At 73.3% G+C, this 12,794-nt stretch carries 11 protein-coding genes and 1 riboswitch; of the genes, 7 read left to right on the top strand and 4 right to left on the bottom strand.

Annotated features, from left to right (window positions below):
• The first annotated feature begins 27 nt into the window (after positions 1–27).
• From KME66_RS07260 to KME66_RS07240, 5 genes are all read left to right on the top strand, one after another.
• Positions 28–858: a bifunctional 2-polyprenyl-6-hydroxyphenol methylase/3-demethylubiquinol 3-O-methyltransferase UbiG gene (locus KME66_RS07260; protein WP_216320283.1), complete on the top strand. Its 831-nt coding sequence runs from the start codon at positions 28–30 to the stop codon at positions 856–858.
• Between the two features lie 162 nt (positions 859–1,020).
• Positions 1,021–2,127 (top strand): 23S rRNA (adenine(2503)-C(2))-methyltransferase RlmN, encoded by a 1,107-nt coding sequence (gene rlmN / locus KME66_RS07255; RefSeq protein ID WP_073213813.1) that lies wholly within the window; start codon positions 1,021–1,023, stop codon positions 2,125–2,127.
• Between the two features lie 184 nt (positions 2,128–2,311).
• Positions 2,312–2,428: riboswitch (TPP riboswitch) on the top strand.
• 81 nt (positions 2,429–2,509) lie between these two features.
• Positions 2,510–3,607 (top strand): thiamine ABC transporter substrate binding subunit, encoded by a 1,098-nt coding sequence (locus tag KME66_RS07250; protein ID WP_216320281.1) that lies wholly within the window; start codon positions 2,510–2,512, stop codon positions 3,605–3,607.
• A gap of 74 nt (positions 3,608–3,681) precedes the next feature.
• Entirely contained in the window at positions 3,682–5,298 is a 1,617-nt protein-coding gene (locus KME66_RS07245) for an iron ABC transporter permease (protein ID WP_216329136.1), read from the top strand.
• A 5-nt stretch (positions 5,299–5,303) separates the two neighbouring features.
• The gene (locus KME66_RS07240) at positions 5,304–6,326 is read left to right on the top strand and encodes an ABC transporter ATP-binding protein (RefSeq protein WP_216320279.1); all 1,023 of its coding nucleotides are present in this window, start codon (positions 5,304–5,306) and stop codon (positions 6,324–6,326) included.
• A gap of 165 nt (positions 6,327–6,491) precedes the next feature.
• Here the strand turns inward: KME66_RS07240 and KME66_RS07235 are convergent, their stop codons facing one another.
• The gene (locus tag KME66_RS07235) at positions 6,492–7,160 is read right to left on the bottom strand and encodes a response regulator transcription factor (protein WP_216320277.1); all 669 of its coding nucleotides are present in this window, start codon (positions 7,158–7,160) and stop codon (positions 6,492–6,494) included.
• A complete protein-coding gene (locus KME66_RS07230) occupies positions 7,154–8,410 on the bottom strand; it encodes a sensor histidine kinase (RefSeq protein ID WP_216320275.1) in 1,257 nt (418 codons plus the stop codon). Before KME66_RS07230 ends, KME66_RS07235 begins: the two co-directional genes overlap by 7 nt.
• 142 nt (positions 8,411–8,552) lie before the next feature.
• Between KME66_RS07230 and KME66_RS07225 the strand changes: the two genes are divergently transcribed.
• Both KME66_RS07225 and KME66_RS07220 read left to right on the top strand, forming a co-directional pair.
• A complete protein-coding gene (locus tag KME66_RS07225) occupies positions 8,553–9,968 on the top strand; it encodes a hypothetical protein (protein WP_216320273.1) in 1,416 nt (471 codons plus the stop codon).
• Positions 9,969–10,244: 276 nt separating this feature from the next.
• Positions 10,245–10,700: an SRPBCC domain-containing protein gene (locus KME66_RS07220; RefSeq protein ID WP_216320271.1), complete on the top strand. Its 456-nt coding sequence runs from the start codon at positions 10,245–10,247 to the stop codon at positions 10,698–10,700.
• A 10-nt stretch (positions 10,701–10,710) separates the two neighbouring features.
• Here the strand turns inward: KME66_RS07220 and KME66_RS07215 are convergent, their stop codons facing one another.
• Together KME66_RS07215 and KME66_RS07210 are read right to left on the bottom strand one after the other, a co-directional pair.
• Entirely contained in the window at positions 10,711–11,868 is a 1,158-nt protein-coding gene (locus tag KME66_RS07215; protein ID WP_216320268.1) for a hypothetical protein, read from the bottom strand.
• Positions 11,850–12,587, bottom strand: a complete 738-nt coding sequence (locus KME66_RS07210; protein ID WP_216320266.1) for an ABC transporter ATP-binding protein — start codon at positions 12,585–12,587, stop codon at positions 11,850–11,852. The genes KME66_RS07215 and KME66_RS07210 overlap by 19 nt, the downstream gene beginning before the upstream one ends.
• Between the last annotated feature and the right edge of the window lie 207 nt (positions 12,588–12,794).

Here is a 12,794-nt window from a genome sequence, read left to right as displayed (position 1 = left end):
TCCACCGGTACACACGATACTGCGACCATGTCGAATCTCGAATTGGCTCCCTCCGTGATGCGGTTCTATGGCGAGACGGTCAACGAGGACAGCCGCCTGCGCAGCTCGGCAGACGGTCGGATGGAACTGGCTAGAACTCAGGAACTCCTCCGACGCTTTCTGCCCCCCGCGCCGGCACGGGTGCTCGACGTGGGCGGGGGGACCGGGATTCACGCTGAATGGCTGGTGAAGGACGGCTACGACGTCGCTCTGGTGGACCCGGTGCCCCGTCACGTTGAGGCCGCGACGGCGGTGTGCCCGGCGGTGGTCGGTGACGCGCGCGACCTTCCCGAGCCGGACGACACATTCGACGTTGTCCAGCTCCTCGGGCCGCTGTACCACCTGCCCGACCCGGCCGACCGGCAACGGGCACTCGCGGAAGCCTCCCGTGTGGCCAAGCCCGGGGGACTGGTGGCCGCCGCCGCGATCAATCGCTATGCGTCGCTCTTCGAGCACGTCACGTACGCCCACCTGCACACCGAGCGGATTCACAACTCCGTCTCCAAGATCCTGGAGACGGCCGTCTATGACGGATCGCGGGGGTTCACCCTCTCGTACTTCCACCGAGCCGAAGAGCTGGTGGAAGAGCTGGTCGCCTCCGGGCTGGTGGATGTGCAGGTCTTCGGCATCGAGGGCCCGGCCTGGTCGCTGGTGAAGGCGGCAGAGCAGCAGCCGGGCGAAGGTCCCACGGATGAGCTGATCGCCTCAGCCATGGACGCGGCCCGCATGGCGGAGCCGTACCCGGAACTCCTCGCCGCCAGCTCGCACCTCTTGGCCGTCGGCACGGTTCCCGCCAGCAGTGCCGACCGGCGGCCGTGACCTGCGGACGCGGCCAACGGGCCGGGCCGTCTGTGGGCCGTCGAGGGGCAGCCAACGACGACCCACAACCACCATCAACGACCGGCACCGGCCCGCCCGGGTCGCCGCTGAGCTGGGCGACGACCCGGGGCACCTCGGCGTGTCTGCCACACTGGATGAACCATGCCTAAGCCCGGAGAACTCACTTTCGTCGCGCCCCGCGGAGCCAAGAAGCCGCCGCGGCACCTCGCCGACCTCACGCCCGCCGAGCGCAAGGAAGCCGTCGCCGCGGCCGGCGAGAAGCCGTTCCGCGCCCAGCAGCTCTCGCAGCACTACTTCGCGCGGTACGCGCACGACCCGGCCGAGTGGACCAACATCCCGGCCGCGTCGCGGGAGAAGCTCGCCGAGGCGCTGTTCCCCGAGCTGATGTCCGTGGTCCGGCACATCAGCTGCGACGACGACACCACCCGCAAGACCCTGTGGAAGCTGCACGACGGGACGCTCGTCGAGTCCGTCCTGATGCGCTATCCGGAGCGCGTCACGATGTGCATCTCCTCGCAGGCCGGCTGCGGGATGAACTGCCCCTTCTGCGCCACCGGGCAAGCCGGCCTCGACCGGAACCTGTCGACCGCCGAGATCGTGCACCAGATCGTCGACGGCATGCGCGCCCTGCGCGACGGCGAGGTGCCCGGCGGTCCCGCCCGGCTCTCCAACATCGTCTTCATGGGCATGGGCGAGCCGCTCGCCAACTACAAGCGCGTCGTCGGCGCCATCCGCCGGCTCACCGACCCCGAGCCGGACGGCCTCGGCCTCTCGCAGCGCGGGATCACCGTCTCCACCGTGGGGCTCGTCCCGGCCATGCTGCGCTTCGCCGACGAGGGACTCAAGTGCCGCCTCGCCGTCTCGCTGCACGCCCCGGACGACGAGCTGCGCGACACCCTGGTCCCCGTCAACACCCGGTGGAAGGTCCGCGAGGTCCTGGACGCCGCCTGGGAGTACGCCGAGAAGTCCGGCCGCCGGATCTCCATCGAGTACGCCCTGATCCGGGACATCAACGACCAGGCCTGGCGCGGCGACCTGCTCGGCCGGCTGCTCAAGGGCAAGCGGGTGCACGTCAACCTGATCCCGCTGAACCCCACGCCCGGCTCCCAGTGGACAGCCTCGCGCCCCGAGGACGAGAAGGCGTTCGTCGAGGCCATCGCGGCCCACGGCGTGCCCGTCACCGTCCGGGACACCCGCGGCCAGGAGATCGACGGAGCCTGCGGTCAGCTGGCGGCCTCCGAGCGCTGAGGGCTGTCGTCCGACCGGCGTCGTCGCGTCCGACCGGCGTCGTCGCCCGCAGCCCGTCGCACAGCAGGCGACGGGCGAGGACGCCAGGTCCCGCGCCGTCGGTCCTGCGCCCTCGGTCCCGCGCCCCGGGGCCTCTCCGCTTCGGCCGGAATCCGCCGGTGTAGCCTGGGCCGAAATCAACTTCATATTCCGACAGGGGAGCGCCACAGCGCTGAGAGTGCGGCACCAAGGACAGGTTGGCCGCAGACCCTCTGAACCTCGCCCGGGTCATTCCGGGTAGGAAGTTCGGACCTTACTCAAGCTGTTGCGCCCTGCCCGCTTCCGGTTCGCCGGACAGCGGGCGGGGCCGCGTCTCTTCCTGGTCACCTCCAGGAGGAATCACATGAACACCACCACGAAGTACGCTGCGACCGCGCTCGCCGCGGCACTCGGCGTCACCGTGCTCGCCGGCTGCGGCAGCGACGACGGCTCCGCGGGCTCCGGGGCGTCCGAGGGCAGCGGCTCCAAGACCGTGACCCTGGTCAGCCACGACTCCTTCAACGTCTCGAAGGACGTGCTGAAGGCCTTCACCCAGGAGACCGGCTACACGGTCAAGACCCTCAAGAGCGGCGACGCCGGGGCCGCGCTCAACCAGGAGATCCTGACCAAGGGCTCCCCGCGCGGCGACGTCTTCTTCGGCGTCGACAACACCCTGCTCTCCCGCGCCCTCGACAACGGTCTGTTCACCGCGTACGAGGCCAAGGGCCTGGACCGCGTCGCGGCGGACACGCAGACGGACGAGAAGCACCGGGTCACGCCCGTCGACACCGGTGACATCTGCGTCAACTACGACAAGAAGTACTTCGCCGACAAGAAGCTCGCGCCGCCGCAGACCTTCGCGGACCTGTTGAAGCCCGCGTACAAGAACCTCCTCGTCACGGAGAACGCGGCCAGTTCCTCGCCCGGTCTCGGCTTCCTCCTCGGCACCATCGCCGCCGAGGGCGAGGACGGCTACGAGGCGTACTGGAAGAAGCTGAAGGCCAACGGCGTCAAGGTCGTCGACGGCTGGGAGCAGGCGTACAACGAGGAGTTCTCCGGCTCCGCGGGCGGCAAGAAGACCAAGGCCGACCGGCCGCTCGTCGTCTCCTACGCCTCCAGCCCGCCGGTCGAGGTGCTCTACGCCGACCCGCAGCCGAAGGAGGCCCCCACCGGGGTCGCCACCGGCACCTGCTTCCGGCAGACCGAGTACGCCGGGCTGCTGAGCGGGGCGAAGAACGAGGCCGGCGGCAAGGCCCTGCTGGACTTCATGATCAGTAAGACGTTCCAGGAGGACATGCCGCTGAACATGTTCGTCAACCCGGTCGTGACGGACGCCGAGCTGCCGGAGCTGTTCACGCAGCACGGCGAGAAGGTCGACACGCCTCCCACCGTCGCGCCCGAGAAGATCGCCGCCAACCGTGAGCAGTGGATCCAGTCGTGGCAGTCGCTGGTCCTGAAGTAGGGACCGGGAAGGAGGCCGCCCGGCCCGCCCGTGGCGGGTCCGGGCGGCGTGGAGCCGCGGTGCGGCTCGGCCTGATGGCCGTGCCCGTCGCGTTCTTCGCGCTGTTCTTCGCCTATCCCGTGACCGCCATCGTCGGCCGCGGGCTCAAGGTGGGCGGCGACTGGCAGTTCGCGCGGATCGGCGAGGTGCTGAGCCGCCCGGACATCCTCGGCGTCCTCTGGTTCACCACCTGGCAGGCCCTCGCCTCGACCGCGCTCACCCTGCTGATCGCCCTGCCCGGGGCGTATGTCCTCGCCCGCTTCGACTTCCCCGGCAAACAGCTGCTGCGGGCCGTCGTCACCGTGCCGTTCGTGCTGCCCACCGTCGTCGTCGGCACCGCGTTCCTGGCGCTGCTCGGGCGCGGCGGGCTCCTCGACGAGCTGTGGGGCGTCCGCCTCGACACCACCGTCTGGGCGATCCTGCTGGCCCACGTCTTCTTCAACTACGCCGTGGTCGTCCGCACGGTGGGCGGCCTCTGGTCCCAGCTCGACCCGCGCCAGGAGGAGGCCGCCCGGGTGCTGGGCGCCGGGCGGTTCGCCGCGTTCCGCCGGGTGACGCTGCCCGCGCTCACCCCCGCCGTGGCCGCCGCGGCGCTGATGGTCTTCCTCTTCACCTTCACCTCCTTCGGCGTCGTGCAGATCCTCGGCGGACCGGCGTACTCCACCCTGGAAGTGGAGATCTACCGGCAGACCGCGCAGCTGCTGGACCTGCCGACGGCCGCCGTGCTGACCCTGGTGCAGTTCGCCGCGGTCGGCGGGATCCTCGCCGTGCACGCCGCGACCGTACGCCGCCGGGAGCGGGCGCTGAAGCTGGTGGACCCGGCGCAGACCTCCCGCAGGCCGCGTGGCGCGGGACAGTGGGCGTTGCTCGGCGGGGTCTTGCTCACCGCCCTGCTGCTGATCCTGCTGCCGCTCGGTGTGCTGGTGGAACGGTCCTTCGACGGCCCCGGGGGGTACGGCTTCGGCTACTACGAGGCCCTCCAGTCGGTCGGGGCGGGCGGCTCCTCCACCTTCCTGGTGCCGCCGCTGGAGGCCGTCGGCAATTCCCTGCGGTACGCGCTCGTCGCGACGCTCATCGCCCTGGCCGTCGGCGGGCTCGCGGCGGCGGCCCTGACCCGGCGGGCCGGGCGGCTGGTGCGGGGGTTCGACGCCCTGCTGATGCTGCCCCTCGGGGTCTCCGCCGTGACCGTCGGCTTCGGCTTCCTGATCACCCTGGACAAGCCGCCGCTGGATCTGCGGACCTCCTGGATCCTGGTCCCGCTGGCCCAGGCGCTGGTCGGTGTGCCCTTCGTCGTACGGACCATGCTGCCCGTGCTGCGGGCCGTCGACGACCGGCTGCGGGAGGCCGCCGCCGTGCTCGGGGCATCGCCGCTGCGGGCTTGGCGGGAGGTCGATCTGCCGCTGGTGCGACGGGCGGTGCTGGTCGCCGCGGGCTTCGCGTTCGCCGTCTCCCTCGGGGAGTTCGGCGCGACGGTCTTCATCGCCCGGCCCGACAACCCGACCCTGCCGGTCGCCGTGGCCCGGCTGCTCGGCCGGTCCGGGGAGCTCAACTACGGGCAGGCGATGGCCCTGAGCACGATTCTGATGCTGGTGTGCGCGGTGTCGCTGCTGCTCCTGGAGCGCATCCGCACCGACCGATCCGGGGAGTTCTGAACGCCATGCTGAGCTTGCAGGCCGCCACCGTACGGTTCGGGGAGCGGGCCGCGCTCGACGCGGTCGACCTGGAGGTCGCCGACCACCGGATCGTCTGCCTCCTCGGGCCCAGCGGCAGCGGGAAGTCCACCCTGCTGCGGGCCGTCGCCGGGCTCCAGCCCATGGACGGCGGACGGGTCCTGCTGGCCGGACAGGACCAGGCGGGCGTCCCGGTGCACCGGCGCGGGCTGGGCCTGATGTTCCAGGATCACCAGCTCTTCCCGCACCGGGACGTCGGCTCCAACGTCGGCTTCGGGCTGCGCATGCACGGTACCGGCCGGGCCGGGACGGACGCGCGGGTCCGCGAACTCCTGGAGCTGGTCGGTCTGCCGGGCGCGGAGCGCCGGGCCGTCGCCGCGCTCTCCGGCGGCGAGCAGCAGCGCGTCGCCCTGGCCCGCGCCCTCGCCCCACGCCCGAGGCTGCTGATGCTCGACGAGCCCCTCGGCCAGCTCGACCGGAGCCTGCGCGAACGGCTCGTCGTGGAACTCCGCACGCTCTTCCGGGATTTGGGGACGACCGTGCTGGCCGTCACGCACGACCAGGGCGAGGCGTTCGCGCTCGCCGACCGGGTCGTCGTGATGCGGGACGGCCGGATCGCGCAGGAGGGCACCCCGCTGGACGTCTGGCGGCGCCCCGCCTCCGCGTTCGTCGCCCGGTTCCTCGGCTTCGACAACGTCACCCCCGCCACGGTCACCGGACAGGCCGCCGCCACCGCCTGGGGCAAGGTCCCGGTGCCCGACGGCTCCCCGCAGGGCGAGGCCGACCTGCTGGTGCGGCCCGCCGGGGTCCGGATCGGCGCTCCCGAGGACGGTCTGCGCTGCACGGTCGGCGTCCGCACGTTCCGGGGGAACCACGTGACCGTACGGCTGCTGCCCGAGAACGCCCCGGTGCTGGAGGCCGAATGTTCCCTGCGGGACACCCCGGACGAGGGCGCGGTCGTGGGCGTCCGCTTCGACGCGGCGGAGACCGTGGTGCTGGCGGGCGGGTGAGAGGCGCGGGGGTGGCGTTGCCGTGGTCCTCGTGAGGGGCGGAGGGGCGGGGCGGCCCCGTGGCCCTCCTGGAGGGCGCGGCGGTTGTGCCCCCGTTGTCCGGGTGAGAGGCAGGGCGGTCGCGTTGCCCTACCCCCCCCGTGAAGCTCTACCCCCCCGCGAAGCTCACGGCGATGGCGTGCCCGCCACCACCAGGCCCCGTTCGTACGCCAGGATCACCGCCTGTGCCCGATCCCGCAGCCCCATCTTCGCGAACAGCCGGTTGATATGGGTCTTCACCGTGTGGTCCGTGATGGTCAGCCGGTCGGCGATGTCCGCGTTCGACAGCCCTCGGGCGATCAGGACGAGGACCTCGGCCTCGCGCGCGGTCAGCCCGTCGACCGAGCGCGGCGGGGGAGTGCTGATCCGCTGCCGCGTGAACTCCGCGATGAGCCGCCCGGTGATCTCGGGGGCCAGCAGGGCGTGGCCGCCCGCCACCACCCGTACCGCGTGCAGCAGTTCGGGAAAGGTCGCGTCCTTCAGCAGGAAGCCGCTGGCTCCGGCGGTGAGGGCGCCGTACACGTACTCGTCCAGGCCGAACGTCGTCAGCATCAGCGCCCGGGTCGCCCCGTTCGACGCCGCGACGATCTCGCGCGCCGCCTCGATGCCGCCGAGTCGGGGCATCCGGATGTCCAGCAGGGCCACGTCGGGCCGGAGTTCGGCCGCACCGAGCACGGCCTGCTCGCCGTCCTGAGCCTCCCCGACCACCTCGATGTCCTCCTGGGTGTTCAGCAGAGCGGAGAACGCCGTCCGTACGACGGCCTGATCGTCCGCCACCAGTACGCGGATCACCACGGCAGCTCCGCCTCCACGAGGAAGCCGCCGGCCGGGCCCCGGCCGGCGGTGAGCGTTCCGCCGAGCAGGGAGGCCCGTTCGGCCATGCCCACCAGCCCGTGCCCCGCCCGCCCGGCGCCGCCGGACGGATCGGGGCCCGGCCCGTCATCGGTCACGCGTACCGTCAACAGGCGCGGCCCGTGATGGAGTTCCACGACCACGTGCGTTCCCGGGGCGTGCCTCCGGGCGTTCGTCAGGGCCTCCTGGACGATCCGGTACGCCGACAGCTCCCAGGACGCGGGCAGCGCAACCCGCTCGCCGCTGGTCCGCAGCTCGACCGCGCCGCCCACCGCCCGGTGCTGGTCGAGCAGGGCGTCGAGACCCGCCAGCGAGGGCTGCGGGGCGGTGAGCGGTGCCCGTTCCGTGTCGTCGCCGGACCGCAAGACCCCGAGCAGCCGCCGCAGTTCGGCCATCGATGAGCGTGCGGTGCCCGCGATCTCCTGGAAGGCGTCCCGTGCCGGGGGCGAGAGGTCCGGGGTCGTGTACGTGGCGCTCTCGGCCCGGACCGCGATCACCGAGACCGAGTGGGCGATCATGTCGTGCAGCTCCCTCGCTATCGCGGCCCGTTCCGCCTCGGCTGCCTGCCGCCGCTCCATGTCCAGCAGCCGGGACTGGGCGGCCGCCCGGGTGTGCCGGGTCTCCTCGCGCGCCCGCACCGCGTCCCCCGCGCTCACCGCGCCCAGGATCATCACCGTCAGCACCAGCGTCTCGGCGTACAGACCCGGACTGAACCGGTCGGCGCCCTGGAGCGCGGGCAGCCCGGGGGAGCCGTCCCGGGCCCACCGGTCGATGTGCACCAGGTTGACCGTCAGCGACGCCAGCGAACCGGCCGGCACGAGGACCGCCGGATGCTGCACCCGGTGCCGCCCCAGGGTGTAGCAGCCGATCAGGGCCCCCGCGAGGGTCGCGTACGCCATGTTGCCGTCGGTCCCGAAACTCAGCAGGGCCGCGCCCACGGTCAGGAACCCGACGGCGGGCCAGGCCGCCCGCAGCGCCAGTGACGCCGTGCAGAGCACCACCCCGAACGCCGTGACCGCCGAAGCCGGTACGAGGGCCAGCTCCACGACCGCGAAGAGCGTCAGCCCCGCCGCGGTGAGCCAGGCGTAGGTGGGCGCCGCCGTCCAGTGCCGCAGCCGTCGCCGCAGGGTGCGGTCGGTCGGCGGGGCCCCGGGGCCGGTGGCCGGACGGTCCGGCGTGATGGTGCGCGTCATACGGAGATTCTTCGTCACCGCCCCGGCCGGGCGCATCGGAGCGGGGGTGGAACGCGGAGCGGCGGGTCATGCCACGGGTTGACCCCGAGGACCGGAGGGTGGTGTGACGATCCGTGAACGCCCCGTTCCTAGCCTCGCATCCATGGCGACGACCACCTCCCTCACCCCTCCTGACCAGCACCGCGAGCCGCCACCGCAGCTCGGTGGAGTCCTGTGGTGGGCCTTGTGCGCGGCCGCGGCCCTGGGGCTCGCTGTCTGCTCCTCGCTCGGCCCGCACCGTGTCTGGGGAGCCGCCGCCGCGTTCGGCTACCTGGCGGCGGCCCTGATCGCGGCACGCGGGCGAAGCTCCCGTACGGCAGAGACGGTCGCCCTCGCCGGGGCGGTGGCGCTGCCGCTGCTCTGGCTTCTCGCCGTGGACCGGGCGCAGTTGGAGGTGCGGGTGGTCGCACGGTCGGCGGCGCTGCTGCTCGCCGAGGGGACGCCGTACCTCCACCGGCCGTGGGTGCCGGGCGACTTCAACCCGTACCTCCCGGGCATGTCCGTCTTCGGTCTGCCGGAGGCCCTGGCCGGGCCGGGGCCGCTCACCGACCCACGGCTGTGGATGGGCGCGGCGTTCCTCGGCGCACTCGCCCCGGCCCTTCCGGCGGGGTCCCGGAGCGCGCCGCTGCGGTGGATCGCCGCCTGCCCGCTGGTCGCGTTGCCGCTCGCGGTCGGGGGTGTCGATCTGCCGGTGGCCGGGCTGATGTGCCTCGGCCTCGCGCTGGCCGGACGGGGACGAGCGGGCGCGGCCGGGTTGACGCTCGGCGCGGCCGCCGCCCTCAAGTGGACGGCCTGGCCCGCGATTCCGGTGGTCCTGGCCCTGATGACGGCGTCCTCCCGATCCGGTGGGCGTGCGGCGGGTGGTGCGGTGGTCCGGTCCGATGGCCGGGAGGCCGGTGGTGAGGTGGTTCGGTCCGGGGGCCGGGAGGCGGGCTGTGGGGCGGTTCGGTCCGGGGGCCGGGAGGCCGGTGGTGCGGTGGTCCGGTCCGACGGCCGGGAGGCGGGTGGTGAGGTGGTTCGGTCCGGGGGCCGGGAGGCGGGCTGTGGGGTGATTCGGTCCGGGGGCCGGCAGGCCGGTCGTGCCGCCTCGCGCTGCGGGCTCGTCGCCCTGCTCACGGCAGCCGTCCTCGTCCTGCCCGCCGCGCTGCGGGACCCGGGCGCCTTCCGGGCTCATGTCGTGGACTTCCCGCTCGGGCTGACCGACGCGGTCTCGTCCGCCGCCAGTCCGTTCCCCGGCCACCTGCTGGCCACCCACGTCCCCGGCGGCCGCACCCTGGCCCTCCTGCTGCTCGGAGCCGGCGCCCTCCTCCTCGCCCTCTCCCTCCTCGTCCGGCCCCCGGCGACGGCGGCCGACGCGGCGGTGAGGCTCGCGCTCGGGCTGCTCCTGGCCACCGCGTTCATGCCCGCGAGCCGGTTCGGCTATCTGGTGTACCCACTGGTCCTCGTGGCGTGGGCGGCGGCCCGGGAAGGACCCGGCCAGGTCCTGTTCCGCCGCGTACGGGAGTCGGCGCCCCGATGACCCGCCGCCGCACCCTCGGGGTGACCGGCAATTCCCGCCGTGCCGCATCGGGGCGGCATCGCGGCCTCGTCCAGGCGATGACGGCCCCGGCGCTCGGAACCCGTACCGGCCCGCCGCCCCCGGAGACGGCGGACGCCAGCGCCCTCGTCGCGGACGCCCGCACTCCGGAACGTGGGAGCGGACACCGTACGCCGCGACAGCGCGCCCCCGGCCCGGCAAGCTGGAGGTCCGGCCCCCGTACCCGTACGCCGTACGACAGCGAGAAGGACCATGACCATGACCGGAGGCACCCGCGAGGGCATCGACCTCACCCGCGTCCTCGACGCCCCGCAGCAGCGGGTCTTCGCCGCCTGGACGTCACCCGAGGACTTCGCCGCCTGGTACGGGGGCGAGGCGGACGTCCCCCTGGAGCGGGTGGCGATGGACGTACGGCCGGGGGGTTCGTGGAGCCTGGTGATCGTGATGCCGGGGGTCGAGATGCCGTTCCGCGGGATCTACCGCGAGGTGAGCGAACCCGACGGGCTGGTCTTCACGCTGAAGGACGGCTCCGCCCCCGAGGACGCCGAGGGCGAGACCGTGACCGTCACCTTCAGCGACCTCGGGGGAGGCCGGACCGAACTGGCCTTCCAGCAGCGCGGCGGGAACCTCACCCCCGAGCAGTACGCGGCGGCCGAGGACGGCTGGGAGGCCTTCTTCGACGCCCTCGCCGACCACCTCGCCACCCACCCCTGACCCGGGTCCCCTACGCCAGCGGAAGCGCCGCGAGCTGCGCGATCACCCAGGTCAGCGGGGCGAACAGGGCCAGCAGAGCACCCGCCCGCAGCAGCGTCGCCCGGCGCAGCACGGCCGCCGGAGCGCCCATCCTGAGCAGCGCCTGCGCCGTGTGGGCGCGGGCGTGCTTGGCCTCCAGCGCGGAGGTCAGCAGGGTGGCCGTCGTGCAGCCGAGGACCAGCACCGCCCCGAGAGCCGTGAGCGGACCGTACGGGCGCTCGTCGCCCCCGTACAGCGCCGCGGCGGCGACCACCGCGGACAGCGCCGCGCACACCACGCCGAGCGGGCGGCCGATCCGGCGCGCCTCGTCCATCAGGACCCGGCCGGCCAGCAGCCGTACGGCCCCGGGACGCACCGCCTGCAACGCCCGGCCGCACAGATAGGTCAGGCTCGGTCCGGCCATCGCCAGGCCGACCGCGGTCAGTGTCCATCCGATCAGCACCGCGACCGGGGTGGAGTCGAACCGGCCGGGCAGCGGGAACGCGTTCCCCGCCGTCCCCCGTGAGGCGATCGCCTCGACCGCGAGTCCTGCCGCCGTCAGGGCCACGCCCCAGGGCAGCCCGGCCGGGGCCGGTGCGGGCTCGGGCAGTTCCTCGGAGCCGAAGGTGTCCCGCGCCGGGTCGGGCCGCGACCGCAGCGCCAGGGCGCTCGCCGTCGACGCGGCCACCGGCACGAGCGCCAGCAGCACGAGGGCAGCGGCGAGCGGCAGCTTAGTGCCCGCGCCGAGGAACTCCGCCGCGCCCCCGTCGAACGGCATCCCGGTCAGATCGCCGCGCAGATGCAGGAAGAAGAGCAGCGCCACCGCCGAGCCGAGCAGGGTCGAGACGGCCGTGGAGACCGCGGCCAGCGCGGACAGCCGGATCGGACCGAGGCCCAGGGAGGACAGGCCCGGCCGGGGCCGGGTGCTCGGGTCGGTCCGGGCCACCGCGACGGCGAACTGCACGGTGGCGGCCAGCGGGACGAAACACCACAGCAGCCGGAGCACCGAACCGGCGGACGCGGGATGCGCGGCGGCGTAGCCGAGCGCGCTGAGGAGGAGGAACCCGACGCCGGCCGACGCGGCGGCCACCAGCAGCCGCCGGATCAGGACGAGGGGATGGGAACCGCGGGCTAGACGGAGAGCGAGCACGCCGCGCGGCCCTCCGCTTCCGGTTTCGACGGCAGGGTGACGGTGGCGACGCAGCGGCCGTCGAGCAGGGGGACGGTCCGGTCGGCGAGCGCTGCGACCTCCGCGTCATGGGTGGCCAGCACCACGGTGATGCCGTGCGAGCGGGCCGCCGTGGTGAAGGTGCGCAGCACCTGGGCACGGTCCGCGCGGTGCAGGGTCGCGGTGGGCTCGTCGGCGAAGATGACGGTCGGTGCGCCGCACAGGGCGCGGGCCACGGAGATCCGCTGGCGCTGCGCCTGGAGGAGGGTGTGTGGACGCTTCCTGGCGAACGCCGCGATGTCCAGGCGCTCCAGCCACTCGGTGGCGGCCTTCCTGGCGGCCCGGTGCGAGACACCGCGCAGCAGCAGGGGCAGCGCGGTGTTCTCCCAGACGGTCAGCTCCGGGACCAGCCCGGGATCGGAGGCGATCCAGCCGAAGCGCTCCCGGCGCAGCTGTTCGCGGATCCGCGGGGCCATGGTGTGGACGGGAACGCTGTTGAACCAGACCTCCCCCTCCTGCGGCACGAGCCGGCCCGAGAGGCAGTGCAGCAGCGTCGTCTTGCCGCTGCCGCGCGGGCCGGTCACGGCCAGGATCTCCGCGTCCCGGACGCCGATGGAGACCCCGCCGAGACCGGGCGATCCGTTGTGGGAGTGGTGCAGTGAACGCGCCCAGATCACGTCGTTGTCCGGCGGGGCCACCATGGCGTACACCTCGGTTCAGGTCAGATTTCCCGTTCCCCCGTACGGGGGAACGAAGACGCGGCCGATCGGTCACTGGGCACCGTAGATAGTCGGACCGGTCCGGGAGCACGGCACGCGGCCCGGATACCCCCTTCTCACTCGAAGGGCCGTATCCGGGCCGCGTGGACCGATGAAATGACCGCTGGGCGGCTGTCGGCCGGGGAACCT

The organism is Streptomyces sp. YPW6, from assembly GCF_018866325.1.
Classification (GTDB): domain Bacteria; phylum Actinomycetota; class Actinomycetes; order Streptomycetales; family Streptomycetaceae; genus Streptomyces.
The sequence above is the reverse complement of the archived record's forward strand: the minus strand, read 5'-3'. Positions and strand labels throughout refer to the sequence as shown.

What these genes read in the sequence shown, in the direction of transcription:
- KME66_RS07260 (WP_216320283.1), top strand. Translation starts at nt 28, where the DNA reads ATGTCGAATCTCGAATTGGCTCCCTCCGTGATGCGGTTCTATGGCGAG.
- rlmN (WP_073213813.1), top strand. Translation starts at nt 1,021, where the DNA reads ATGCCTAAGCCCGGAGAACTCACTTTCGTCGCGCCCCGCGGAGCCAAG.
- KME66_RS07250 (WP_216320281.1), top strand. Translation starts at nt 2,510, where the DNA reads ATGAACACCACCACGAAGTACGCTGCGACCGCGCTCGCCGCGGCACTC.
- KME66_RS07245 (WP_216329136.1), top strand. Translation starts at nt 3,682, where the DNA reads ATGGCCGTGCCCGTCGCGTTCTTCGCGCTGTTCTTCGCCTATCCCGTG.
- KME66_RS07240 (WP_216320279.1), top strand. Translation starts at nt 5,304, where the DNA reads ATGCTGAGCTTGCAGGCCGCCACCGTACGGTTCGGGGAGCGGGCCGCG.
- KME66_RS07230 (WP_216320275.1), bottom strand. Translation starts at nt 8,410, where the DNA reads ATGACGCGCACCATCACGCCGGACCGTCCGGCCACCGGCCCCGGGGCC.
- KME66_RS07225 (WP_216320273.1), top strand. Translation starts at nt 8,553, where the DNA reads ATGGCGACGACCACCTCCCTCACCCCTCCTGACCAGCACCGCGAGCCG.
- KME66_RS07220 (WP_216320271.1), top strand. Translation starts at nt 10,245, where the DNA reads ATGACCGGAGGCACCCGCGAGGGCATCGACCTCACCCGCGTCCTCGAC.
- KME66_RS07210 (WP_216320266.1), bottom strand. Translation starts at nt 12,587, where the DNA reads ATGGTGGCCCCGCCGGACAACGACGTGATCTGGGCGCGTTCACTGCAC.